This window comes from Mycobacterium venezuelense (genome assembly GCF_054919535.1).
Map to the genome: position 1 here is coordinate 194,633 of NZ_JBONDW010000002.1, position 25,097 is coordinate 219,729.

The 25,097-nt window shown below is 66.2% G+C and carries 24 protein-coding genes; 13 read left to right on the forward strand and 11 right to left on the reverse strand.

From position 1 onward, the window contains the following. Positions 1–13 precede the first annotated feature (13 nt). Genes ACRCUN_RS03655 through ACRCUN_RS03670 form a run of 4 tightly spaced genes read right to left on the reverse strand, consistent with a single transcriptional unit; the run spans position 14 to position 3,478 of the window. Entirely contained in the window at positions 14–1,066 is a 1,053-nt protein-coding gene (locus ACRCUN_RS03655; protein ID WP_462140301.1) for an ABC transporter substrate-binding protein, read from the reverse strand. Between the two features lie 32 nt (positions 1,067–1,098). Beyond that, positions 1,099–1,908 (reverse strand): ABC transporter permease, encoded by an 810-nt coding sequence (locus ACRCUN_RS03660; protein ID WP_462140302.1) that lies wholly within the window; start codon positions 1,906–1,908, stop codon positions 1,099–1,101. Continuing rightward, a complete protein-coding gene (locus ACRCUN_RS03665; RefSeq protein WP_462140303.1) occupies positions 1,905–2,663 on the reverse strand; it encodes an ABC transporter permease in 759 nt (252 codons plus the stop codon). Before ACRCUN_RS03665 ends, ACRCUN_RS03660 begins: the two co-directional genes overlap by 4 nt. After that, positions 2,660–3,478 carry an ABC transporter ATP-binding protein gene (locus ACRCUN_RS03670; protein WP_462140304.1) on the reverse strand — a complete coding sequence of 273 codons (819 nt, stop codon included), beginning with the start codon at positions 3,476–3,478 and terminating at the stop codon, positions 2,660–2,662. The genes ACRCUN_RS03665 and ACRCUN_RS03670 overlap by 4 nt, the downstream gene beginning before the upstream one ends. Before the next feature lie 171 nt (positions 3,479–3,649). Here ACRCUN_RS03670 and ACRCUN_RS03675 point away from each other — a divergent pair, with 171 nt between their 5' ends. Together ACRCUN_RS03675 and ACRCUN_RS03680 are read left to right on the forward strand one after the other, a co-directional pair. Further along, on the forward strand, positions 3,650–4,450 hold the full coding sequence (locus ACRCUN_RS03675) for an SDR family oxidoreductase (protein ID WP_462140305.1): 801 nt from the start codon (positions 3,650–3,652) through the stop codon (positions 4,448–4,450). A 95-nt stretch (positions 4,451–4,545) separates the two neighbouring features. Next, positions 4,546–5,016: an MPT63 family protein gene (locus ACRCUN_RS03680; protein ID WP_462140306.1), complete on the forward strand. Its 471-nt coding sequence runs from the start codon at positions 4,546–4,548 to the stop codon at positions 5,014–5,016. Between the two features lie 47 nt (positions 5,017–5,063). Here ACRCUN_RS03680 and ACRCUN_RS03685 read toward each other — a convergent pair whose 3' ends face one another. Then, complete coding sequence (locus ACRCUN_RS03685) at positions 5,064–6,512, reverse strand: lipase maturation factor family protein (RefSeq protein ID WP_462140307.1); 1,449 nt, start codon at positions 6,510–6,512, stop codon at positions 5,064–5,066. Positions 6,513–6,602: 90 nt separating this feature from the next. Here ACRCUN_RS03685 and ACRCUN_RS03690 point away from each other — a divergent pair, with 90 nt between their 5' ends. Further along, the gene (locus ACRCUN_RS03690; protein WP_462140308.1) at positions 6,603–6,776 is read left to right on the forward strand and encodes a hypothetical protein; all 174 of its coding nucleotides are present in this window, start codon (positions 6,603–6,605) and stop codon (positions 6,774–6,776) included. Here ACRCUN_RS03690 and ACRCUN_RS03695 read toward each other — a convergent pair. After that, positions 6,773–8,137, reverse strand: coding sequence for a cytochrome P450 (locus tag ACRCUN_RS03695; RefSeq protein ID WP_462140309.1), 1,365 nt, complete (start codon positions 8,135–8,137; stop codon positions 6,773–6,775). The genes ACRCUN_RS03690 and ACRCUN_RS03695 overlap by 4 nt on opposite strands. A 92-nt stretch (positions 8,138–8,229) precedes the next feature. Between ACRCUN_RS03695 and ACRCUN_RS03700 the strand changes: the two genes are divergently transcribed. From ACRCUN_RS03700 to nei2, 4 genes are read left to right on the forward strand one after another with little or no spacing between them, the layout of a single operon-like run. After that, complete coding sequence (locus ACRCUN_RS03700; protein WP_462140310.1) at positions 8,230–8,883, forward strand: TetR/AcrR family transcriptional regulator; 654 nt, start codon at positions 8,230–8,232, stop codon at positions 8,881–8,883. 46 nt (positions 8,884–8,929) lie between these two features. Next, positions 8,930–13,429, forward strand: a complete 4,500-nt coding sequence (locus tag ACRCUN_RS03705; RefSeq protein WP_462140311.1) for an ATP-dependent helicase — start codon at positions 8,930–8,932, stop codon at positions 13,427–13,429. A 42-nt stretch (positions 13,430–13,471) separates the two neighbouring features. Continuing rightward, positions 13,472–14,419 (forward strand): SDR family NAD(P)-dependent oxidoreductase, encoded by a 948-nt coding sequence (locus tag ACRCUN_RS03710; protein WP_462140312.1) that lies wholly within the window; start codon positions 13,472–13,474, stop codon positions 14,417–14,419. A 3-nt stretch (positions 14,420–14,422) separates the two neighbouring features. Then, the gene (gene nei2 / locus ACRCUN_RS03715; protein ID WP_462140313.1) at positions 14,423–15,175 is read left to right on the forward strand and encodes an endonuclease VIII Nei2; all 753 of its coding nucleotides are present in this window, start codon (positions 14,423–14,425) and stop codon (positions 15,173–15,175) included. A gap of 53 nt (positions 15,176–15,228) precedes the next feature. Here nei2 and ACRCUN_RS03720 read toward each other — a convergent pair whose 3' ends face one another. Beyond that, positions 15,229–15,972, reverse strand: coding sequence for a hypothetical protein (locus tag ACRCUN_RS03720; RefSeq protein WP_462140314.1), 744 nt, complete (start codon positions 15,970–15,972; stop codon positions 15,229–15,231). 315 nt (positions 15,973–16,287) lie between these two features. Here ACRCUN_RS03720 and ACRCUN_RS03725 point away from each other — a divergent pair, with 315 nt between their 5' ends. Continuing rightward, a complete protein-coding gene (locus tag ACRCUN_RS03725) occupies positions 16,288–16,803 on the forward strand; it encodes a GNAT family N-acetyltransferase (RefSeq protein WP_462140315.1) in 516 nt (171 codons plus the stop codon). On the opposite strand, the gene ACRCUN_RS03730 is transcribed toward ACRCUN_RS03725, so the two are convergent. Then, positions 16,793–17,938, reverse strand: a complete 1,146-nt coding sequence (locus tag ACRCUN_RS03730) for a fatty acid desaturase family protein (protein ID WP_462140316.1) — start codon at positions 17,936–17,938, stop codon at positions 16,793–16,795. The genes ACRCUN_RS03725 and ACRCUN_RS03730 overlap by 11 nt on opposite strands. A gap of 25 nt (positions 17,939–17,963) precedes the next feature. Next, positions 17,964–19,049: a ferredoxin reductase gene (locus ACRCUN_RS03735; protein WP_462140317.1), complete on the reverse strand. Its 1,086-nt coding sequence runs from the start codon at positions 19,047–19,049 to the stop codon at positions 17,964–17,966. A 71-nt stretch (positions 19,050–19,120) separates the two neighbouring features. Between ACRCUN_RS03735 and ACRCUN_RS03740 the strand changes: the two genes are divergently transcribed. Then, the gene (locus tag ACRCUN_RS03740; protein ID WP_462140318.1) at positions 19,121–19,804 is read left to right on the forward strand and encodes a TetR family transcriptional regulator; all 684 of its coding nucleotides are present in this window, start codon (positions 19,121–19,123) and stop codon (positions 19,802–19,804) included. Positions 19,805–19,813: 9 nt separating this feature from the next. After that, positions 19,814–20,590 carry an enoyl-CoA hydratase/isomerase family protein gene (locus ACRCUN_RS03745; RefSeq protein ID WP_462140319.1) on the forward strand — a complete coding sequence of 259 codons (777 nt, stop codon included), beginning with the start codon at positions 19,814–19,816 and terminating at the stop codon, positions 20,588–20,590. On the opposite strand, the gene ACRCUN_RS03750 is transcribed toward ACRCUN_RS03745, so the two are convergent. Then, entirely contained in the window at positions 20,559–21,329 is a 771-nt protein-coding gene (locus ACRCUN_RS03750) for an SDR family NAD(P)-dependent oxidoreductase (protein ID WP_462140320.1), read from the reverse strand. The genes ACRCUN_RS03745 and ACRCUN_RS03750 overlap by 32 nt on opposite strands. A gap of 130 nt (positions 21,330–21,459) precedes the next feature. On the opposite strand from ACRCUN_RS03750, the gene ACRCUN_RS03755 reads away from it, so the two are divergent. Continuing rightward, positions 21,460–22,047, forward strand: coding sequence for an Rv1733c family protein (locus tag ACRCUN_RS03755; protein ID WP_462140321.1), 588 nt, complete (start codon positions 21,460–21,462; stop codon positions 22,045–22,047). Here the strand turns inward: ACRCUN_RS03755 and ACRCUN_RS03760 are convergent, their stop codons facing one another. Next, positions 22,048–22,317: an RNA-binding protein gene (locus ACRCUN_RS03760; RefSeq protein WP_462140322.1), complete on the reverse strand. Its 270-nt coding sequence runs from the start codon at positions 22,315–22,317 to the stop codon at positions 22,048–22,050. It abuts the gene before it with no gap. Positions 22,318–22,686: 369 nt separating this feature from the next. Between ACRCUN_RS03760 and ACRCUN_RS03765 the strand changes: the two genes are divergently transcribed. Next, positions 22,687–24,483, forward strand: a complete 1,797-nt coding sequence (locus ACRCUN_RS03765; protein WP_462140576.1) for a glycoside hydrolase family 2 protein — start codon at positions 22,687–22,689, stop codon at positions 24,481–24,483. Between the two features lie 89 nt (positions 24,484–24,572). Further along, positions 24,573–25,088: a hypothetical protein gene (locus tag ACRCUN_RS03770; RefSeq protein ID WP_462140323.1), complete on the forward strand. Its 516-nt coding sequence runs from the start codon at positions 24,573–24,575 to the stop codon at positions 25,086–25,088. Positions 25,089–25,097 lie beyond the last annotated feature (9 nt).

A 25,097-nucleotide genomic window follows, 5' to 3' on the forward strand; every position in this document is an offset into this window, starting at 1 on the left:
CACGGATTCGGCGTCAGGTCAGCGCCAGGTCCGGGTTCTCTTCGTACACTTCGCGGATCGGTCCGAGCTCGAACAAGTCGCCGACCGAGAGGTTGAGACCGCCCGCGGCGATCGCCTCGATGTTGGCTGCCGCCGTCTCGTCCGAGATCGCGACGAGTTGTTGCGAGGCTTGGCCGTTGCGGATCAGATCGTTACCGGCCAGGCAGCAGTCGTAGGTGGCCTTGGGGTTCAGGTGCAGATCCTTGCCGTACTCGTTGACGGTCAGATCGGTTGCCATCTGCGGGTCGTCGAGAACCTCGCGCCAGCCCCGGATCTCGGCATGCAGGAAGGCCTTCAGCTTGTCGCGGTTCTTGTCGATGTTGTCCTGGGTGGTGATGTAGGTCTGCCCGACGAGCGGGAACCCGACGTCGGCGAGCAGCATCGTGTTGATGTCGAAACCCTTGTGCCGCAGGTCGACCACCTGGCTGTTGATGAATCCCAGGTATCCGTCGATCTCGCCGACAGTCATGCCGATCGGATCGCCCTGCACCGGAACGGTGTTGATCTTGGACTCGTCGAGCTTGAGCGCGGCGATGAAGTTGCGCCAGACCGGCTCGCTCGACGATGCGCAGCCGATGGTCTTGCCGTACAGGTCCTCGGGGGTGTTGACGGGCTTGTCTGCCATGGTCATGATGCAGCCGGCGTAACGGCTGTATACCGCTCCGACGATCTTGAGCGGCGCGCCCTTCGCGACCGCGGAACCGACGATCGGTACCTGGGACACTCCGGCGAACGTGCGCGACAGCACGTCCGACTCGATCGGCGGAGCGGTCGGACCGCCCGAAACCAGCTCGGACCCGCTGAAGCCGGCGTCGCGGTAGTAACCCTTCTTGTCTGCGATGTAGCTGCCTGCGAACTGGGTGTTCTTGATCCAGGCCAACCGCTGGGAGGCCACGCCGAATCCGTCGGCGGCGCCGCTGGATTCAGCTGATACGCACGCGGACAGGACGGCCGGGCCGGTCAGGGCGAGACCACCGAGTGCCAGTCCCCTGGTGATGAACTGCCGGCGATCGAGGTGCTTGCTCATTGGATGTCCGTTCAGATGGGAGGTGGGCGTACTCAGCGGGGAGCACTCATGCGGGCGGTGACAGCGGCTTCGATGACGCTGACGATCTGGTAGATGACGATGCAGGTGATGGTGAGAACCACGACGGAGGACCAGAGGCGCGCGAACTCGAATTCGTTGGCGTCGCGCAGCATCTGACCGCCCAGGCCCTGCCCGGTGGCCAGCCACTCGGCGAGCAGAGCGCCGACCACCGAGGTGGTCACCGCGACCCGCGCGGCCGCGAACCACGTGGGGATGGCATGGGGCAGTGCGACTTTCCAGAACGCCGTCAGCGTCGAGCCGCCGTATGCGACGACCATCTCGACATCGGTCCTCGGAGTACTGCGGATCCCGTGCAGCATGGTCAGCAGGGCCGGTACGACGACGATTGCTGCGCCGATGACCGCCGTGCCGACCACGCCGCGATCGAAGATCAGCACGAGGATGGGCGCGACCGTGACCATGGGAATCGCGTGCAGTGCGGTGACGGTCGGCAGGAACATGTTCTCGACGGTCCGTGAGAAGTAGAACAACAGCGAGACCCCGGCCGCCAGGATCAAACCCAGCACGAACCCATATGAGGCATCACCGAGCGTCCGCACGAGGTGCGACGCGATGTCGGCCCGGTTGGTTGCGGCGTCAGCATCGGCGACCAGGTAATTCCACACGTCGGCAGGAGATTTCGCGACGTAAGAGCTGACGTCGACAACGCCGATGAACACTGTCCAGACCACGAGGATCGCCACCACGGCACCGAACGTGGTGATCAAGCTACGCGCTGCACTGCGCATGGCGGGAGTGCGGGCCTGCAGGCTTGTCGTCATGCCTTGCCTCCCGCCACCGCGGCCGCCCATGGCGTTGTGACTTTCTCGACGATGTTGACCACCGCGAAGGCAAGGCCGGCAATGAGACTGGAAACCAGCGTGATGCCCCAGGTTCGAACGACGTCGCTCGAGGACTGGGCGACGACCAGCGCTGCGCCGAGTCCGCGTTCCTGCCCCATGAACTCGCCGATGATGGCACCCAGGATGGCTGCGGGCACCGCGACCTTGAGCGCGGTCAGGATGTTGGGTAATGCCGAGAGCAGCTCGACCTTGCGCAGCACGAGGTATTTGCCTCCGCCATATGCTCGTACGAGGTCCTTGCTGAGCGAATCCGCTTGGCGCAGGCCGTTGATGGACCCGACAAGGGTGGTGAAGAAGACCGAGACCGCCGCCATGATCGCCGAGGTGACCATGCCGTCGAAGCACGCGGCGAGGATGGGCGCAATGGCGATCAGCGGTATGCATGCCGAGGCTATTCCAGCCTGCAGCACCAGTTTCTCCAGCGCGGGGACCGTGGTGACCAGAGCCGCGCAACCGATCGCGACGAGATTGCCCCAGAAGTAGCCCACCGACGCAGAGGCCAGGGTGACCGGCACATGGATGCCATAGAACGCCGGTCCGTCAGACATCACACCCGCCAGAATCTCGGTCGGCGATGCGATTGCGGGGCCGAGAATTCCCGTCACCCCGACGAGTTGCCAGACAACCAGCACGAGAACTGAGCCGACGAGCCCGGTGAGGCGGCCCCGTTTCATCGCTGCCCGCTGTCGACGGGCACGCGTGGCTGCGAATCGTCCGCACGCGTGCCGAACAGGATGGACGACAGCAGATCGACATACTCGTGAAACTCGCTGGTGCGCATCATTTCCGGGAGCCGGGGTCGGGGCAGGTCGATCTGTACCGACTTCACCACCCGGCCGGGCCGGGGGCTCATGACCACGACGGTGTCGGAGAGAAAGACGGCCTCGGCAATGCCGTGGGTGACCATCAACGTGGTGGCGGGGCGCTCAGTCCAGATTCTGAGCAGTTCGATGTTGAGCATCTGGCGGGTCATGTCGTCGAGTGCTCCGAACGGCTCGTCGAGCAGCAGCACACGCGGCTTGACCACGAGAGCGCGGGCTATGGATACCCGCTGACGCATACCACCCGACAGCTGGGCGGGGCGGGCCGATTCGAAACCTGTCAGCCCGACGAGGTCGATGAGTTCTTGCACGAACTCATCGGGAACCGTCTGCTTCGACACCTCCAGCGGCAGCCGGATGTTGGACCGAACCGATCGCCACGGCAGCAGCGCGGAATCCTGGAATGCGATACCGAGGTGGTGGTGTCGCCGCATCTCCTGCGGGGTTTCGCCGTGCACCAGGGCGGTCCCCTCGTTCTGGACTTCGAGGCCGGCAAGGATCCGCAGCACCGTGCTCTTGCCGCATCCGGATGGTCCGAGAAGCGTGACGAACTCACCCTGCTCGGAGTGAATGTCGACCCCATCCAGTGCCGTGACCTGCGATCGGCCGACCTTGAACTGCTTAGTCAGCCCACCTATGTGAATTCCGGGTGCCGTCGGGGCGACCATGTGTTCTCCTCTGATCGGAAGGCCATCGCTTTCGGATCCAAACTTGGATCCATAACTTAGGGACGGTTTGTTTCCGCCCGATGAACTCCGGACACAGTCGGGTTACAAGTGCCTCGCGGACGTGTCGCGTGTCCACGCGCGGTCGCCGCCGAGATTCGGTAGGCACAGGACATGGACATCGAACAGCGGGTTGCAGTCGTCACCGGTGGCGGCTCAGGCATCGGGCGCGCACTGGCCGAGGCTTTCGCAGCGAATGGTGCACGCGTAGTGATCGGCGATCTGGACGAGGCAGGTGCGAACGAGACGGCAGCGCGGATCACCGCAACCGGTGGCTCGGCCGTCGCGCTGCGCGCCGACGCCGCAGATTCGGCCGATATCGAAGCGTTGGCCGACAGCCGGTTCGGGCCTGCGGACATCTACATTGCCAACGCCGGGATCATCGGCGCGAGCGGGCTCGGTACCGATGCCGACTGGGATCGGATACTCGACGTGAATCTGCGCGCGCATGTCCGGGCCGCGGAAGTGCTTGTCCCCCAGTGGTGCTCGCGCGGCAGCGGCTATTTTGTCTCGATCGCGTCGGCGGCCGGGCTACTGTCGCAGATCGGCGCGGCCGGCTACGCCGTGACCAAGCACGCCGCGGTCGGATTCGCCGAGTGGCTGGCGATCACCTACGGCGACGACGGGATCGGTGTCAGCTGTGTATGCCCGCTCGGAGTCGACACCCCGTTGCTGCATGCCGTGCGCAACGCGGATGAATCCGATGCACTGGTCGGCGCCGAATCGATCGTGCAATCCGGCGCCGTCATCAGCGCGGAGGAAGTTGCCACGGCGACCGTCGAGGCGGTGCGTTCGGAGCGGTTTCTCGTGCTGCCCCACCCCCACGTTCTCGACATGTATCGCCACAAGGGCGCCGACTACGACCGGTGGATTGCCGGTATGCGCCGCTACCAGCGATCTCTGCGAGAGGGTTAGCCCGCGGACGGATCGGGTAGCGCTGCAAGAGGGCGATAAACCGAAGGTGACCGCCCGCTAGGAGGGCGGCCGCCGCCCGAACGATTGGAGAAACCATGAAGTTCAGCAAGACGGCGGCAATGACTTCAGCAGTGCTCGCCACCACGGCCGCAGCGGTGTTCAGTGCGTCGCCGGCATCGGCTTACACCACTGTGCGCAGTTTCGGCATGCAGCAGAACCTGCCCGACGCCACCGGCGCCACCGTGACCGGTTGGACGGTCAGCGATCTGCGACCGAGCGATGATCAAATTCCGCACCCGGTTTCTGGGCAGCTATGGGAGGCCACGGCGACCGCAACGGCGGTGCAGGGCACCGCTACCCCGGTCGTCTCGGACTTCAATGCCAGGGCCGAGAACGGACAGAACTATCGCGCGATCTTCACTGCGCCCACCGCGAACGGGGTCAATCCCACGCCGCTGCCTCAGGGCAACGCGACCACCGGTGAGGTGTACTTCGACGTCGTCGGACCGGCCCCGGACACCGTGGTGTTCAACAACGGCGCACAGGATCTCCTGATCTGGAAGTAGACAACGCAACACTGTGTCCCCGCCGGTCGATCGCCCTCGGCGGGGATTCACGCGCGCGTCGACTTGTTACTCGCGCCCGGCAACGCCACCGGCCGCAGGTAGTCACCGAGCAGGGTCCGTTCCCACCACACGTGGTCGCGACGAAGTTCATGCCACGTGCTGAACCGATAGCGGTACAGGCGCGCCCGCACGTAACGCGGCGGCTGGTCCGGGAAGGGATTGTGCCGCAACAGCTTCAGAGTTTCCCGGTCATTCTCGAGCAGGCGGATCAGAAAGGTACGCAACCACTGCTGGGCGTATGCCGGCGAGATTGCCGCGAACCACATGAGCCAGTCCAGGCGAAGGTGGTATGGCGCGAATTGGCGGGGCCACCGGCGCACGTCCCCAGGTTTGCCCTTGAACTCGTACTCGCGCCACACGGTGCCGCCCGTCACCACGTCATCGTCGGTGCCCTCGATCACCACTTCGTCGCGGCTGCGCCCCACCGCTCCGAATGCTCCGTAGGAGTTCACCAGGTGATAGTTGTTGTAGGAGGCGTTCATTCGCTGCCGCCTCGACACCAGATTGCGCAACGGCCAGAAGCTCAGGACAACGGTGACTGCCGTGAACGCAAGGACCGCAACGACGAACCACAGCGGAGTGTCGGAGAACTCGGGTGCGGTCACGGGAAGAACCGTGGACACGGCGGAGTCGGATATGGCACTGGCGGCCAACACGATCGTCACCCAGTTCAGCCAGGCGAAGTTGCCGGACGCGACCAGCCACAGCTGCGTCACGATCACGATCGCGGCGGCACCGGATGCCACCGGCTGCGGAGCGAAGAGCGCGAAGGGCACGACGAGTTGGGCAAAGTGGTTGCCGGCGACCTCAATCCGGTGCAGTGGCCGCGGCAGATGGTGGAAGAACCAGCTCAGCGGCCCGGGCATCGGCTGCGTCTCGTGGTGGTAGTACAGGCACGTCAGATCACGCCAGCACCGGTCGCCACGCAGCTTGATCAGCCCCGCACCGAACTCGACGCGGAACAGCAACCACCGGCTCAGCCACAACACCAACACCGGCGGGGCGATGTGGTCGTTGCCGAGGAAGATCGCGAGGAATCCGGCTTCCAGCAGCAGCGATTCCCACCCGAACGAGTACCACGTCTGCCCCACGTTGACGATCGACAGATACAGCACCCACAGCAGCAGCCAAGCCAGCATCGCCGCCCACAACGGCACCAGGTCACCGGCTCCGGCCACGAGTGCGGCCGAGATGGCCGCGCCGGTCCAGCACACCGCGGCGAAGAAGCGGTCGGAATAGTGGAGGTGGAAGATGCTGGGGGCGCGGCGGAATGAGGTACGTGCCAGGAATCGGGGTATCGGCAGCAAGCCTCGCTCACCCATGAGCGGCCGGAACTGCCGGGCGGCGGCAATGAAGGCGACCAGATAGATCGCCGCGGTTCCCCGCTGCAACACCTGCCTGGCGAACCAGTATTCGGGTGCCGTGAACCACTCCATGTGCTGACCTTTGAAGACACCGGTCTGACGAGTTGAAGGTACCCCGTTTCGCGGTGTTTCACTCCGCCTCCGGCGGGGTACGCGGGCTGCATGTCAGGACGCAGTGGCGACAACACCGACGACAAGTCCGAATCCGACGTCGACGAGGACGACAAGGTGGCCGGATCCCGCGCGGGCGGGCGCTATGTCGGGCGAACCACCTCTGACGATGCGTTCGACGCAGGCGAGACGGGTGCCGAGGCGCGTAGCGAGGACGACAGCTAGCGCCGTCGTAGGCCGAGCCGAAAACCGAACGGCATCATCGTGAGCCGTTCCTGGATCTGCAACCGGTAGTCCGGGTCTGCGTCCATGTCGTAGCGGCGGATGATCACCGCCAGCAGCAAGACCGCCTCGTGCAGGGCGAACTGGCGTCCGATACAAGATCTTTCGCCTGTGCCGAAGGGCTTGTACAAGCCACCGGGCCGGGCCCGGACCTGCTCCGGCGCGAACCGGTCGGGATCGAAATCCTCCGGTTCGGCTCCCCATCGGGGATCGCGGTGCAGGGTCGAGGTCAGCGCCAATGCCCAGTCTCCCTTGTGCATCGGGTGAATCCCGGCCAGCACGGTGTCCTCGCGGGCGGCGCGGTAGTAGCCGGGCACCGTCGGCTGCAGCCGCAGCGACTCGTCGAGAACCCGCCGGACATAGCGCAGTTTCGCGATCTTCTCGAATTCGGGCCGCTCCTCGTCACCCCATACCTCGTCGACCTCGGCGCGGGCACGGGCGAACACCTCCGGGTGGCGAGACAGGAAGTACAGCGCGAAAGACAATGCGCCCGAGGTGGTCTCATGGCCGGCCACCAGGAAGTTGATCAGCTGGTAACGGATGTTGGCGGCGTCGAGATCTGAGGCCAGCATGATGTCGAGCAGGTCGCCGTGGTGCCCCGGGCCGAGTTTCCGGCGCTTGGCGACGATATCGTCGGCCAGGTCATGCAGGTACGCCGCGTCGCGGCGGACCCGGCGCTCGAAGATCCGGGCGACGAGGCCGGGCAGAAGCGTCTCCCTCAGCACGCCGGCCCGGTCGGCGCCTTTGAGCGCGGACACCATGTGCTCGACGAACGGATGGGTTTCGTCGGATTCGAAGCAGCCGAACGAGTATCCGGCCGCACAGCGTCCGATCGTCTCCAGCGTGACGCGCGTGGTGTCCGCGGAGACGTCGACCGTATCGCTGGCGTCCCAGCGGTCGGTCAATTCCCCCGCGACCTCGAACATCACCGCGTGGTAGCGGCGCATCGCGGCCTGGCTGAAAGCCGGCATCAGCAGCTGATGCGCCTTGAGCCAGTTCGGTTCATCGTTGTACGCGGTGAACAGGCCGTCCCCACCGATGATCCGTAGGGCCTCGATATCGGGGCCGACGTGCTTGCAGAAGCGGGTCTCGTCGTTGAGATCCATGACCGCGTCGGCTCCGGCCGCCACCACATACCGCGCGCCGAGAAACGTGAATTCGAAGACGGCCCCGAGGCGCGCGAGTTCCATCGCCGACTGCGAGGGAGAATCCGCGTCGAATCCGAACACGTCACCGAGCAGAGGGATCCGCCGTGGAGGATGCGGCAGTTTCGGGTAGCGATGCCGTTCGTCGAGGACGGTCATGCTGTCAGGCTGCCCCGTTATTCTACATGTGTCAAGTAATGTCGCGGCACGCCTTACCAGGTGCCGAACAACTGCCCGGTTAAGCTGGCCAGGTGGGTGCTGAGTCGAGACGACGACTCTCCCCCGCCGACCGGCGTAGTGAGCTGTTGGCGTTGGGGGCCGAGGTGTTCGGCCAGCGACCGTACGACGAGGTCCGCATCGACGAGATCGCCGAACGCGCCGGAGTCTCCCGCGCGCTCATGTACCACTATTTCCCGGACAAACGAGCATTCTTCGCGGCGGTCGTGCGCGCCGAGGGTGAGCGACTGTTCGAGGCGACCAACACGCCGCCCGATCCCGGCCAGAGCCTCTTCGGGCAGCTTCGCGCCGGAGTCCTGGCCTACCTGCGCTACGACGAGGAGCATCCGCACGGCGCCTGGGCCGCCTACATGGGCATGGGCCGCGCCGACCCGGTGTTGCGCGGTATCGACGACATCGACAACGACCGGCAGGCCAACCGGATCATGAGCCGCATCGGCGAGGCGGCCGCCGAACCCTTGGACCCCAAACTCGAGCGCGACCTGCGGGCCACGATTTACGGCTGGCTCGCGCTGACGTTCGAGATGTGCCGCCAACGTCTCGTCGACCCGTCGATCGACGCCGGCTTTGTCGCCGATACCTGCGCGCATGCCCTGCTCGACGCGGTCGGCCGGGTGCCGGGGCTGCCGCCCGAACTGGTGGATGCAGCCGCTCCCGAGCACCGCTGACCGGTGATCTGACCGACTTGTCGGTGGTGCGCGGCACTATGGGTGGATGGCCCGCACCGATCCGCTGGCCCGGTTCAGCACACTGACCCGGGAGTGGTTCACCGCTGCCTTCCCCGCGCCCACATCGGCCCAGGCGCAGGCCTGGTCAGCCATCGCCAAAGGCGACAACACCCTGGTCATCGCGCCGACCGGGTCGGGCAAGACACTCGCGGCGTTCCTGTGGGCCATCGATCAGCTCGCGGCCGAGCACCGGCCGGGCACCCGGGTGCTGTATGTGTCACCGCTGAAGGCGCTGGCCGTAGACGTCGAGCGCAACCTGCGCACGCCGCTCACGGGCATCACGCGCGTCGCCGAGCGCCACGGGCTGTCGCCGCCGGAGATCAGCGTCGGCGTGCGCTCCGGCGACACCCCGCCCAACCAGCGGCGCGCGATGATCAGCAAGCCACCCGACATCCTGATCACCACGCCGGAATCGCTGTTCTTGATGTTGACCTCGGCCGCCCGGGAAACACTCGCCACGGTGCAGACGGTCATCGTCGACGAAGTCCATGCGGTGGCCGCCACGAAACGCGGCGCGCACCTGGCGCTGTCCCTGGAGCGCCTCGACCAGCTCCTCGACAAGCCCGCACAGCGGATCGGGCTCTCGGCCACCGTGCGGCCCCCCGAGGAGGTGGCGCGCTTCCTGTCCGGGCAAGCCCCGACCACGATCGTGTCGCCGCCGGCCGCCAAGACCTTCGACCTTTCGGTCCAGGTACCCGTGCCGGACATGGCCAATCTCGACAACAACTCCATCTGGCCCGACGTCGAGGAGCGCATCGTCGATCTGGTCGAGGCGCACCAATCCTCGATCGTGTTCGCCAACTCACGCCGGCTGGCCGAGCGGCTCACGTCCCGGCTCAACGAGATTCACGCCGAGCGCAGCGGTACCGAGCTGCCGTCCACCCACAACCCTCGGGTCGGTGGCGGCGCACCCGCGCAATTGATGGCCAGCGGCCAAGCCAACGGCGCACCGCCACTGCTGGCCAGGGCGCACCACGGCTCGGTCAGTAAGGAACAGCGCGCGCAGGTCGAGGACGACCTCAAGAGCGGTCGGCTGCGGGCCGTGGTCGCGACCTCGAGCCTCGAACTCGGCATCGACATGGGCGCGGTGGACCTGGTGATTCAGGTCGAGGCACCGCCGTCGGTGGCCAGCGGGCTCCAACGCATCGGCCGCGCGGGACACCAGGTCGGTGAGATCTCGCAAGGTGTGCTGTTCCCCAAACACCGCACGGATCTGATCGGCTGCGCGGTCACGGTGCAGCGCATGCGTTCCGGCGACATCGAGAGCATGCGGGTGCCGGCCAACCCGCTCGATGTGCTCGCCCAGCACACCGTCGCGGCGGCCGCGCTCGAGCCGCTCGACGCCGACGCGTGGTTCCATGCGGTGCGCCGCAGTGCACCGTTTGCGACGTTGCCGCACAGCGCGTTCGAGGCGACGCTCGACCTGTTGTCCGGGAAGTACCCGTCCACCGAGTTCGCCGAGCTACGTCCCCGGCTGGTCTACGACCGCGACGCGGGCACCCTCACCGCCCGCCCCGGCGCGCAGCGCCTTGCGGTCACCTCGGGCGGAGCGATACCCGATCGCGGGCTGTTCACCGTGTACCTCGCGACCGACTCCGAAAAGCCTTCCCGGGTCGGCGAACTCGACGAGGAGATGGTGTACGAGTCACGGCCCGGCGACGTGATCTCGCTTGGCGCCACCAGCTGGCGCATCACCGAGATCACCCACGACCGGGTACTCGTCATTCCGGCACCCGGCCAGCCCGCACGGCTGCCGTTCTGGCGCGGCGACAGTGTGGGGCGTCCGGCCGAGTTGGGCGCGGCGGTCGGCGCGTTCACCGGGGAGCTGGCGAGCCTCGACCGTAAGGCGTTCGACGCGCGCTGCCAGGAAATGGGTTTCGCCGGCTACGCCACCGACAATCTGCACCAGCTGTTGCGCGAACAGCGTGAGGCCACCGGTGTGGTTCCCAGCGACACCACATTCCTGGTGGAGCGGTTCCGCGACGAACTGGGCGACTGGCGGGTGATTCTGCACTCGCCGTACGGCCTTCGCGTACACGGCCCGCTCGCGCTCGCGGTCGGGCGCCGGTTGCGCGACCGCTACGGCATCGACGAGAAACCCACGGCATCCGACGACGGCATCATCGTGCGCCTGCCCGATACCGGTGAAAACCCGCCCGGTGCCGACCTGTTCGTGTTCGACGCCGACGAGATCGAACCGATCGTCACGGCCGAGGTGGGCGGTTCGGCATTGTTCGCCTCCCGGTTCCGCGAATGCGCGGCCCGCGCGCTGCTGCTGCCCCGCCGCCATCCCGGTAAACGATCCCCGCTCTGGCATCAACGGCAGCGGGCCGCGCAACTGCTCGACATCGCCCGCAAGTATCCGGACTTCCCCATCGTGCTGGAAGCGGTACGCGAATGCCTGCAGGACGTCTACGACGTCCCCGCACTGACCGAGCTGATGCGCAAGGTGGCTCAGCGCCGGCTGCGGGTTGTCGACGTCGAGACCCCCACGCCATCGCCCTTCGCGGCCTCACTGTTGTTCGGCTACGTCGGCGCGTTCATGTACGAGGGCGACAGCCCGCTGGCCGAGCGTCGTGCCGCCGCACTCGCGCTCGACACCGTTCTGCTGTCCGAACTGCTGGGCCGCATCGAGCTTCGTGAACTGCTCGATCCGGCGATCGTCGCATCCACGGCGGCGCAATTGCAGCACCTCACCGAGGAACGCGCCGCGCGCGATGCCGAAGGTGTCGCCGACCTGCTGCGACTGCTCGGGCCGCTCACCGAGGCCGAACTCGCCCAACGGTCGACCGCCGACAACGTGGGCGGCTGGCTCGACGGTTTGCACGCCGCGAAGCGAGCCCTTCCGGTGACATTCGCCGGGCAGACATGGTGGGCCGCGGTCGAGGACATCGGCCTGCTGCGCGACGGTGTCGGGGCGCCCGTTCCGATCGGCGTCCCGGCGGCCTTCACCGAGTCGGTGGCCGATCCGCTCGGCGACCTCATCGGCCGTTATGCCCGCACCCGCGGCCCGTTCACCACCGAGGAAGCCGCCGCCCGGTTCGGCCTGGGTCTGCGGGTGACCGCCGACCTGCTGGGCCGCATGGCCGTCGACGGCCGGCTGGTACGGGGCGAATTCGTCGACGACCTGCCCGGCGATCAATGGTGTGACGCCGATGTACTCAAGATCCTGCGGCGCCGGTCCCTTGCCGCGTTGCGGGCCCAGGTGGAACCGGTCAGCACGGCGGCCTACGGTCGCTTCCTGCCGGAGTGGCAGCACATCGGCTCGGCGCACAGCACCGGCATCGACGGGCTGGCCGCCGTCATCGAACAATTGGCCGGGGTGCCGCTACCCGCGTCCGCGGTCGAGTCCCTGGTGTTCCCGCAACGCGTCGGCGACTATCAACCCGCGATGCTCGACGAACTGCTGGCATCCGGTGAGGTCACGTGGTCAGGGGCCGGACAGATCGGCGGTGGTGACGGGTGGATCGCGTTCCACCCGGCGGACTCGGCACCGCTCACGCTGGCCGCGCCGACCGAGATCGAGTTCACCGACACCCACCGCGCGATCATGGAAACCCTCGGTCACGGCGGAGCGTATTTCTTCCGTCAACTCACCGACGGCGCGCCTGTCGAAGAGCTCAAAGGTGCGCTGTGGGAACTCATTTGGGCCGGGTGGGTCACCGGGGACACGTTTGCGCCGGTGCGCGCGATCCTGTCGGGCACGCGGCGAACCCCGGCACACCGTCAGCAGAAGCGGCCGCCGCGGTTGAGCCGATACAGCGTCGCGCACGCCCAGACGCGATCCAGCGACCCCACCGTGTCGGGCCGATGGTCGGCACTGCCGGCGGCCGAGCCCGACTCCACGGTGCGGGCTCACTTCCAAGCCGAACTGCTGCTGAGCCGACACGGCGTCCTCACCAAGGGCGCCGCGGCGGCCGAAGGCGTACCAGGAGGGTTCGCGACGCTCTACAAGGTGCTGAGCGCGTTCGAGGACGCCGGCCGCTGCCAACGCGGCTACTTCGTGGAATCGCTCGGCGGGGCACAGTTCGCAGTGGCCTCGACCGTCGATCGGCTCCGCTCCTACATCGACGGTGTCGACCCGGAGCGGCCCGAGTACCACGCGGTCGTACTTGCCGCGACCGACCCGGCCAACCCGTACGGGGCCGCACTCCCCTGGCCCGAACGCGCGGGTGACGGTGAGGCGCACCGGCCCGGCCGCAAAGCCGGCGCCCTCGTGGCGTTGGTCGACGGCCAGTTGGTGTGGTTCCTGGAGCGCGGCGGACGGTCCCTGCTCAGCTTCGGGTTCGACGACGAGGCGCAGCGGGCCGCGGCCGGCGCGCTGGCCGACCTGGTGAGCGCCCGACGCATCCCGGCGCTGCTCGTGGAGCGAATCAATGGCGTTGCGGTCCTCGACCCCGATGTCGACGCCGCGCGGGCCGCCGTGCAGGACGCGTTGGCCGGTGCCGGCTTCACCCGTACGCCGCGTGGCTTGCGATTGCGCTGACTGCGGGGAACAGCGAAGGGCCGCGACCTGTTCGTGTGAGTCGTGACCACTCCCATCACAACACCCTTCAATTCCGAATCGACAGCCGCTGACGTGATCGACGGCGTCGACCTGTCCGGCAGTACGGCGATCGTCACCGGCGCCGCATCGGGCATCGGTGTCGAAACGGCCCGCGCGTTCGCCGCTGCCGGAGCGGCGGTGACATTGGCGGTCCGCGACGTCGCCGCGGGCGAACGCGTAGCTGCCGACCTTCGTACGTCGACCGGCAACGACGCCATCACTGTCGGTGCGCTCGACCTGACCGACCTCGCCAGTGTGGCGGCGTTCATCAGGGCATGGAGCGGGCCGCTGCACATCCTTGTCAACAACGCGGGTGTGATGGCGGTGCAGCAGCTGACCCGGTCAGCGGGCGGTCACGAACTACAGTTCGCCACCAACCACCTCGGCCACTTCGCCCTCACGACCGGTTTGCACCGGGCACTCGCCGCCGCAGGCGGTGCCCGCGTGGTCTCGGTCAGCTCATCCGGACACCTGCGCTCCCCCGTGGTGTTCGACGACATCGACTACGCATTCCGCGACTACGACCCCTTCGGCGCATACGGCCAGTCGAAGACCGCCAACGTGCTGTTCGCGGTCGAGGCCAGCCGACGCTGGCGAGACGACGGCATCACCGCCAACGCGCTGATGCCCGGCGGAATTCTCACCGCCCTGCAACGCCATCTCGATCCGGCGTACGGCGAACAAGCAGCCGAGCGATTCCGCCAGGCAGGCAGCAGACTGAAAACAGCCGAGCAGGGTGCGGCCACGTCGGTGCTGCTGGCCGCGTCACCGCTGTTGGAAGGCGTCGGCGGACGGTACTTCGACGACTGCAACGAAGCGGTCGTGGTCGATCACCGCGACGAGTTCGGGATCAGCGGTGTCGCTCCCTACGCCCTTGACCCAGGCAACGCGCTACGGCTGTGGGAACTTTCGCAACGGCTGGTTCAATAGGGCATGCCCGAAGGCGACACCGTCTTTCACACTGCCGCGGCGCTCCGCACGGCACTGGTGGGTAAGACGTTGACGCGCTGCGACATCAGGGTGCCGCGCTACGCCACGGTCGACCTCACCGGGCAGGTGGTCGACGAAGTTCTGAGCCGCGGCAAGCACCTGTTCATCCGGGTCGGGCCCGCCAGCATTCATTCCCATCTGAAGATGGAGGGCAGCTGGCGCATCGGCTGGTCTGCCGGCGCGGCACATCGCATCCGCATCGTGCTGGAGACGGCCGACAGCCGCGCAACCGGGATAGACCTCGGCGTGCTGGAGGTTTTGGATCGGGCCGCCGACATGGATGCCGTCGCACATCTCGGCCCCGACCTGCTCGGGCCCGACTGGCATGCCCGCACCGCGGCCGCCAATCTGACCGCCGATCCGGATCGGCCGCTTTCCGAGGCGCTGCTCGACCAACGCGTCATGGCCGGCGTCGGCAATGTCTACTGCAATGAACTGTGCTTCGTCTTCGGTCGCCGCCCCACGTCCCCGGTCAGCTCACTGAACGATCCACTGCGGGTCGTGCAACGTGCACGGGACATGCTGTGGCTCAACCGGTCCCGATGGAATCGAACGACAACCGGCGACACCCGCCGCGGGCGGCAGCTGTGGGTCTACGGCAGGGCAGGCGAACCGTGTCGCCGGTGCGGAACACCCATCGAGACCGACAACAGCGGCGAGCGGGTCACGTACTGGTGTCCGGCCTGTCAGACCTAGGGTGTGCCATGAGCAATGCCGCGAAGCAAGGGGCGGCGCCACGGACTTCAGAATCATTTCCCTATACGTATCGACGTCGCGTTGTTGATAAAAGTCCCGTTCTCTACCACAATTCCCCGCGGAAGCGTCATACGCGTCGGATCAATGTGGATGCCAGGACCAAGCAAACGCATACTCACTACGGCAAGCGTGATTGGGTAGATAGTTGGAGGCAGCGATCCGATCGGCGCCTGCGGAAACTTACCCAATAGATCTTGGGCCGAGCCGCATTCGCGAAACCGAATTTCGATCTGGTCACTATCATGGTAGTCAATCTTGAGATATGCCCCGTTAGGAGGACTTTCAACGTCGAAAGGCTCGCCCCTAACAAACCACTCGTTATTTACGAGCAATTCTCTCCGCCGACCGTTACGGTCCAAAGTCGAAATATTAAGAAGAAGATAGCCTTTGTCGTCGCGGTTGAACCAAATGAGACGATGGTCACCGTATGTGAGGATCGCGCCGTTTCCATAGTGATACCCTCCAGCTACTCCAAGTATCTCTTTTCGCATCCAATCGAATTTTCCTTGAACGACTCGATTCCGCATCGCACCATTTTCCTTGAATTCGCGGCATTGGGCGCGGGTAAAGGCACGCGCTTTCGCGTGATGCTCCCCGCAGATTGCCACCATGCGCGCGGGATCGTGATGGCGCTCGATATGCCATTCTGGGTCGAAATGATGGTACTGCAGGTAAGGGTTACCACATCCAGGCACGGGACAACCAAACGCCACCTCTTGGCGCAGAAATCGCTTCACAGCGGCTGGAGGGTCGCGTCGGAGCACCCGACTGGAGTGCGCCTTCTTTGCCCGCCGCTTGTCCCCACGCCCACTGCCCATTGTCACGCCTTGCCGATTGCGATTTGAGGCTAGGCTACTTGGACGGCTGGCTCGCCTTCAACCTGATCGGCGCCATGATTCGGTTCTTTCGCAGGAGTGACACTGACGATTCCTCTGCTAAACCATTCGAGCCGCACCCGTAACGTAAGCGGTCGGCCCGATTCTTCAACTCCCTAATACGACTCAGGAGATACCTTTCATCCACCCGAACAAGTTGAGACCTAGGGTGAATTCATGACCAACGCCGCCATCCGCCCCACGTCAGCGGATGACCTCGACGCGATCGCCGCGATCTACGCGCACCACGTCGAGAGCGGCGTCGCGACGTTCGAGCTGACCCCGCCGGACCGCGCGGAGTGGGACCGGCGCTTGACGACGGCGCGCGACCTCGGATTGCCTTTTCTCACTGCGACACTCGACGGCAGCGTCGTCGGCTATGCCTATTGCGCGCCGTGGAAGACCAGGCCCGCCTACCGGCACACCGTCGAGAACTCGATCTACCTCGTGCCACACGCGGCCGGCCGGGGTATCGGGGCACAGCTCATGGCGGCGCTGCTCGACGGCTGCGCGGCGGCGGGCATCCGCGAGGTGATCGCGGTCGTCGTGGACACCGACGACGCAGCCGCCTCGTTGGCCCTGCACCGCAGGCACGGTTTCGTCGAGGCCGGGCGGCTGCGTGCAGTCGGTTTCAAGCACGGCCGCTGGCTGGACACCGTACTGCTGCAACGCAGCCTGCCCGTCAGCAGTTGACGAGTTCGGGCTCACATATCGGCTGCGGAGCCGGTTCGCGCACGGGCTCCTTGACGTCCGCCGGCTCGGGGTCTTTCGGCTTGCCGCCCCACGGGAAAGCGAGCTTGACGATCTTGCGCACCACGGTGCCGAACTGCTTGTAGAGCGGGCCGGTGTTGTACGGCAGGCCGTAGCGCTCGCAGATCTCGCGGACCTCGACCGAGATTTCGGCGTGCCGGTGCGCGGGGATGTCGGGGAACAGATGGTGCTCGATCTGGAATGACAGGTTTCCGCTCAGGATGTGGAACCACTTGCCGCCGGTGAGATTTGCCGAACCGAGCAGCTGCCGGAAATACCACATGCCGCGCGTCTCGTTCTCGGTCTCCTCGATGGAGAACTCCTGGGTGCCGTCCGGGAAGTGACCGCAGAAGATGATCATGAACGACCACACGTTGCGGGTGAGGTTGGCAGTCAGGTTGCCGGCGAACACAAACGGTGCGAACGGACCGGCGAGGAGCGGAAAGGCGACGTAGTCTTTGAGGGTCTGCTTCTTGGTTTTGCGCCAGATACCTTGCAGCACTTCGCGTTTGTCGGCGATGCTGATCTCACCGGCGCGGATCCGCTCGGTTTCCATTTCGTGCAGCGCCACACCGTACTGAAAAAGCACCATGAGCAGGAATGCGTAGAGCGGGTTACCGAGGTAGTACGGCGACCACTTCTGGTCCTCGCTCATCCGCAGGATGCCGTAGCCGATGTCGCGGTCCATGTCGACGATGTTGGTGTAGGTGTGGTGCATGTAGTTGTGCGAGTGCCGCCACTGATCGGCCGGGCAGGCGGTGTCCCATTCGAACGCCTTGCTGGAGATGGCCGGATCACCCATCCAGTCGTATTGGCCGTGCATGACGTTGTGGCCGATCTCCATGTTGTCGAGGATCTTCGAGACCGCCAGCATGGCCGTTCCCGCGAGCCAGGTCGGCGGGAAGAACAGCAGGGCGCGGCCACCGACTTCGAGTGTCCGCTGGGCTTTGATGACTTTGCGGATGTAGGTGGCGTCGCGTTCGCCGAGGTCGGCGATCACGCGTGCGCGAATGGCGTCGAGTTCGCGGCCGAATGCCTCGGCCTGTTCGGGGGTCAGCGAGTACTTGGGTGCATTCATTACAGAGCCTTTCGGGTCAGAGTGCTCAAAGGTCGATGGCGACGTCACCGACGGGCGCGGTGACGCAGATCTGGATGTCTTCGCAGTCGGCGGTCGAGACCGCACCGGTGATCAGGTTGCGAACCGCGCCGCGGGTCTTGAAACGGGTGCAGCTGTGGCAGATCCCCATGCGGCATCCGCTCTCCGGCGTAAGCCCGGCCGCTTCGGCCTGCACGAGCAGCGGCCGGCCGTCGTCGACGACGTCGACGCCGCTGGTCCTGAATGTGACGGTGCCACCCGTCGATTCGGCCGGAACCGAAAACGTCGGCGGCACGAAACTCTCCGAGCTGACGTTGCGGCAGTGCGCGCGAACCGCGTCGACGAGTGCCGGCGGACCGCACGCGAACACCGCGTCCGGTTCGCCGTCGGGACACGCCGCGGCCAGATGCGCCGGCCCGAAGTGACCGTCGAGATCTGACCCGGCGGCGCTGCGGGTGTAGCCGTGCAGTACCCGCACTCCCGGTGTCGTGGCGAGCTCGTCGCGATAGCAGGCCTCATCGGCGCCGCGCGCGTAGTGCACGAATGAGATGTCACCGGTGAACGCCTGTGCACGCAGAGTGCGCAGCATCGACATCACCGGCGTGATGCCGCTGCCGCCGGAGACGAACAGGATGCGGCGCGGCCGGATCTCGGGCATGACGAACTCCCCGCCCACCGCGTCCAGACCGAGCACCATGCCCGGATAAGCGTGGTCGCACAGATAGTTCGACACCAGACCGCCGTCGTGGCGGCCGATGGTGAGCTCGATGTGGCGGGCGCCCTCGGCGCTGGCCGGCGAATAGCAGCGGGTCCGGCGTCTGCCGTTGATCTCCACGGACAGGTTGATGTGCTGGCCCGCCCGGAATCCGGTGAATGCCTCGTTGGGTTCCAGCGTCAGCGTCACGCTGCGTGGCGTCTGCCGCCGCACCGCGAGCACCTTTGCGCGGGCATCGCCGCGCGTCCAGGTCGGTTCGACCAGCTCGGTGTAGCGGTCGACGCCGTGCGGGCCCGTGAGCAGGTTCGCCAGCGCGCTCACCCGCCGACTGGCGAGTAGGCGTCGCCCGACACCTTCGGTCAGTGTTTGAGTGAACATGTGTACACAGTGCGCGCATACAGTTCGACCTGTCAACGATGAATTTGCTGCTTGTGGTACGGTTCACATCAGTGAACAGACGTACGCCCAATACCCGAACACGACGCGCCGAAACATCTCGATCGTCGCGTTCGCGGGACACCCTCTCCCGAGATGAACGCAAGGAAGCGACCCGTCGGGCGATCATCGCGGCCGCGCTCAAACTCCTGGAGGACCGCAGCTTCAGCGCGCTGAGTCTGCGTGAGGTGACCCGGGAGGCCGGCATCGTTCCCGCGGCGTTCTACCGCCACTTCGACTCGATGGACGCGCTCGGCCTCGTGCTGATCGACGAATCGTTTCGCTCACTGCGCGACATGTTGCGCGGTGCGCGCGCAGGCAAGCTCGATCCGCACCACGTCATCGAATCCTCGGCCGAGATTCTCATCGGCAGCTTCAACGAGCGCCGCGAACACTGGCGCTTCATCGCCAGGGAACGCTCCAGTGGGGTGTCGGTGTTGCGGTATGCGATTCGCACCGAGATCCGCCTGATCACCTCCGAGCTCGCGATCGATCTGGCCCGCTTCCCCGCACTCAAGGACTGGAGCAGTGAGGATCTCAACATCCTCGCCAATCTCTTCGTCAACGCGATGATCTCCATCGCCGAGTCCCTGGAAGACGCGGGGGACGCAGCGGCCATCGGCGCCATCCACCGCACCGCGGTCAAACAGCTGCGAATGATCGCTGTCGGCGTCCAGGGATGGCACAGCAGCGGTTAGGGTCCGGTCATGCCTCTCGAGCTGACCTTCCCGCGTCCCGACATCGCCGTCATCACGCTGAACCGGCCGGACAAGCTGAATGCGCTGTCGTACGAGCTCGTGGAGACCCTGCACGCGACGCTCGATGACATCGCCGCCAACAACGAGTGCCGCGTCGTCGTACTCACCGGTGCGGGCCGCGGGTTCTGCTCCGGGCTCGACCTGGGTGCCCCGAATCCACCGGAAGCGGCCGGCGGCACCGAGTTCCCGCGCTCCGGGATGCGTTGGCAGGAACGCATCGCCAATCTCACGGTCAAGCTCCACCGTCTCCGCCAGCCCGTGATCGCCGCCGTCAACGGCCCGGCATACGGCGGCGGGTTCGCACTCGCCGCGGCCAGCGACATCCGGCTGGCCTCGGAGTCCGCCCGATTCTGCACGCAATTCATCAAACTCGGCATCGGGGGCTGCGACATCGGGGTCAGCTACACCCTTCCGCGCATCATCGGCGCAGGCCCGGCATTCGACATGATCCTGACGGCACGCACGGTCGACGCAACCGAGGCGCTGCGGCTCGGCCTGGTGTCGCGGGTGTGCCGCAACGTCGTCGACGATGCGCTGGAAATCGCCGAAACATTATGCGGCTATGGCAAATTCGGCTTGGAGTCGACCAAGCAGGTGTTGTGGGCCAACCTCGACGCCGGCTGCCTCGAAACCGCACTTCAGGTGGAAAACCGCAGCCAGATCCTCGCATCGTCGGGCGGCGGCGTTACCGAGTTCAGCGAGGCGTTCCGCCACCGTCCACGATGACCACCTGACCGGTGATGTAACTGCCGGCATCCGAGCAGAGCAACAGCGCCGCACCGACCATCTCGTCCGGAGTGGCCAGCCGTTTCATCAGTGTGCCGCCGACCATCATGTCGATGGCCTCCTGCGGGTTGTTGCGCATCATGTCGGTGTCGACCGGTCCGGGTGCCAGCGCGTTGACGCGGATGCCGAACGGTGTGAACTCGGCAGCCATCGACCGCGTGACCGACATCAGCGCGGCCTTGCCCGAGGCGTAGATGGACAGCGCGGGTGCGAAGTTGAACGCGCCGACCGACACCATGTTCAGCACCGCGGCCTTGGGGCTCGCCTTCAGATGCGGCAGCGCGTGCTGGACGAGAAACACCGGGCCGCGCAGGTTCACGTCGTACGACTTGGCCCACGCTTCGGGAGTCATCTGGCCGAACGGCTGAGCCAACGCATTCGCGGCGTTGTTGACGACGACGTCGACGCCACCGAACTCCGACACCGTGCGCTCGACCAGCGCGCCGAGGTCGTCGATGTTGCCGCTGTGGGTCGGGACCCCGATCGCCTGGCCGCCGAGTTCACGCAAGTGCGCGGCCGCCGCCTCGCACGCGTCGGCCTTACGGCTTGCGACGACGACGCGCGCGCCGGCAAGCACAAAGCCCTCGGCAAGGGCGAGTCCTATGCCTCGGGTACCGCCGGTGACGACGACGGTTCGGTCGGTCATGTCGAAGAGGTGATCGAATTTCTGGCGGTCCACCCCGTCAGTAGAACACGTTCTAGCTGGATGTGACGTTGGCCTCCAAACCCCCTGCAAACTGGCATGTCCGGCGGCCGCGGTGCCAGCATGGATATGTAGCCGTAACACGAACGAAACAGGCTGGTAGAAAGTGTCCACGTTGAGCCGGCGTCGCTGGTGGGTCCTGCGGGCCCTCGGCCGCAATCCCTTGGTTCGGCGATTCGACCGCATCGAGGCGATGGCCGTGGTGCTCGCCACCGTGTTCGCAGTCCTCGTCATCCCCTATGCGGTGAGCGTCGGCGAAGACGTGTACGGGGAAAGCCTTCGCTCGGCGCGCGAACAGGCGCAGACGCGCATGCCAACCCAGGCGACCGTCGTCGCCGACAGTGCACCGGCCGCCGACAACGCCGCCGTCAGCATCGTCAGCGTCAAATGGACCGCCGCGGGTTCTGAGCACACCGGTGTCATCCGGCCGTCGCAGCCCGTCAGCGCCGGCGACCAGGTGCAGATCTGGGTGGACGGGAAAGGCCGCCGCGTCCCACCACCGACCAGCCCGGCAACCGCGACCGGGTACGGGACTGCGGCAGCGATCGGAATCTGGCTGAGCGCCGTCGCCCTTGGCGCGATGGCGGTCGCCGCCACCCGCAAAGTACTCAACCGTTATCGGCTGAACGCATGGTCCGATGAGCTGTACGTGCTGCTCGACCGCGGCGACGGCCGAACCAAGTGGCCGCGCTGATTACACGCAACCACTGATGTTGATGCGCCTGCCGACGTTCGCGCACACACTGACGTTCGGAGGCGGCGGCGGGGGCGGCACATAGCCCGGTGGAGGCGGCGGAGCCAGCGCGTCGTTGAGTTCAGACATCGGATCCGAGCAACCGGTGACGTCGACATGCCTGCCGCCGATCGATCCGCAGATGGTCGCCTGGGCGGTGGGCGGGCCGGTCACCGCGAGGCCGGCGACGAACATCCCCGCAACGGCTAGGGCTGGCCATAATTTACGCACGGGCTCATGCTGCGCCGTTCGCCGGGTCTTTGCCAGCCTTATCGAGAAGTTGCCGTCTCGGCATGCGTTCACAAAGTTTGCCACGCAACTGGCGCACACGATGCCGTCAGGTCCGGCTCTTCACCGCAGATTTGCCAGAACTCACGCCGCCTACGTCGCATGAGTGTGACGTATCACATTGTGATCATTGGATTTTCCTGCCGTTCGCGCCGGGGTCGTCGAATGCGGCCAGGATAGCGCGAGGCGCGTGTAACGATGCGGGGTGACCAGCCGATATGTTTGCTACATGCTGACAATTGGGGGGTGGTGACCATCGCGTGGCTTCGACGGTTCGCGATAGTGGCGCTGGTGCCGTTGATGGGTTTCGTGATGGTGAGTACGCCGGCCAAGGCCGTCGAGATCTGGCAACGTAAAAAGCCTCCGTTGTCCACGCCGTGGACGCACCTGGTGGGACCGGGAAACGCGCTGCCGGAGTACCCGCGTCCGCAGATGGTGCGGCAACGCTGGCTCAACCTCAACGGCGGCTGGAGTTACACGGGACGATCGCTGCAGGATGCCGAGAAGGAACCGCCATCGGCGAGCGAGTACACCGAACGGATCCTGGTCCCCTATCCCACGGAGTCGGCACTATCCGGCATCCAGCGCCACGACGATCAGATGTGGTACCGCAAGCTCGTCAAGGTGCCTGCCGATTGGCGGGGGCAACGCGTGCTGCTGCACTTCGGCGCGGTCGACCAGGTCGCAACCGTCTGGGTCAACGGCCAGCAGGTGGCCCACCACGAAGGCGGCTACACCGGGTTCAGTGCCGACATCACCGGCGCGCTGGTGCGGTCACCCGTCCAGGAGTTGACCGTGCGGGTCGAAGACCGCAACGAGGCCGGCGCGTTCCCGGTCGGCAAGCAACGCAACTCTCCCCGCGGGCTTGCCTACACCGGCGCGTCGGGCATTTGGCAGACGGTCTGGATGGAGCCGGTCAGCGCCGCGCACATCGAAAAGCTCGACATCACCCCGGACCAGACCGGTTTCACCGTCACGCCCAGGCTCTCGGGAACGACCTACCAGCGGGTCGAGGTCGTCGTCGCCGAGCCCGGCGGTGGCCCGGAAGTGGCGCGCGCATACGGGAAACCCGGTCAGCCCGTCCGTCTCCCGGTGGCGAATCCACACCTGTGGACACCGGACGACCCCTACCTCTACGACCTCAAAGTCCGCCTTGTCAGTCCGTCCCGACGCGTGATCGACGAGGTATCCAGCTACGGCGGGCTGCGCACCATCGGCACGGTCAGGGACGCGGCCGGCCGACCGCGCATCGCGTTGAACGGCAAGATCACGTTCCTGCACGGCCCGTTGGATCAGGGCTACTGGCCGGACGGGATCTACACCGCCCCCACCGACGATGCGCTCAAGTTCGACCTCGAGCGGACAAAGGAGCTGGGGTTCAACTTCGTTCGCAAGCACGCCAAGGTGGAACCGGACCGCTGGTACTACTGGGCCGACAAACTCGGGCTGATGGTGTGGCAGGACATGCCGTCGCTGGGCGAATCGATCAACGGCCCGATGACGGGCCCGTCCCCCGACCCGGCTCCCGTGGCGAAGGCACGCTTCGAGAAGGAACTCGCCGCGATGGTGGATCAGCTGCGTAGCTTCACCTCGATCATCGGCTGGGTGCCGTTCAACGAGGGCTGGGGCGAGTTCGACACGGCCCGCATCGCCGACAAGGTGAAAGCGCAGGACCCGTCGCGGATGGTGAACGCCAACAGCGGCGTCAACTGCTGCAAATCCCGTCCGGACAGCAGGGCCGGGGACGTCTACGACAATCACAACTACGTGGGCCCCGTCCGCAAGGAGGGCCCCGAACACCGCGTGATCGTGCAGGGCGAATACGGCGGCCTCGGCCTGACGCTCGCCGACAACCGGTGGCCGGGCCGGCCGGAGGCGTACGAGATGACCGACAGCCCGGCCCGGTTGACCCAGCGGTACGTCGAGGTCAGCCGCGATGTGGAGAACCTGGTGCGCAGCGACGGCCTGTCGGGCGCGGTCTACACCCAGACGACCGATGTCGAGAACGAGGTGAACGGATACCTCAGCTACGACCGGCGGTTGGTCAAGGTTGACCTGCCGATAGTCGCCGAACGCAACCGGGCGGTGATCGCCGCGGGCGCCGGCTGACTCGACGGCTCCGGAAAGGGCCGCACACAACAGCGTTTATGCCGCCTCACCCCGGGTAGTCTCCCGCGACGCCCAGCCGAGGAGGCCCTATGAACGTTGTCGACACCGCCAAACGGCAGGCCAAGCAGCTCGCGCATAAAGTCGTCGAGAAGGTCGGCGAGGCGGCCACCACCGACTCGCGCGTCCAAGCCATCACGATCGCCCGCCCGCGCGGCGAGGTCCTGGCCCTCTTCCAGGATTCCGGGCGCCTGTCGCAGATTTTCGGCGACATCGCGCAAGTTGCCGACGCGGGGCCCGAGCGTCTCCGCTGGACCTTCGCCGGCGACGACGGCCCCGTCTGGGACTGCGTCGTGTCCCGCGAAGGCGACAACCGCATCCGATACGTCGACGTCGATCCCGAGCGCTCCACGGGGATCACCTTCGACTTTTCCGAGGCCCCGGGGGACCGCGGCACCGAAGTCGTCGCCCGCGTCACCGCGCCAGGACCCGGCGCCCTCACCGGCCTGCTCACCTACAAGGCCCTCTATCGCGCCCGCGCTCTGCTGCAGACCGGCGAAGTGCCCACCATCGCACGCAACCCCAGCGCCCGCGACTCCTCACGCTGAAAGGCTCTC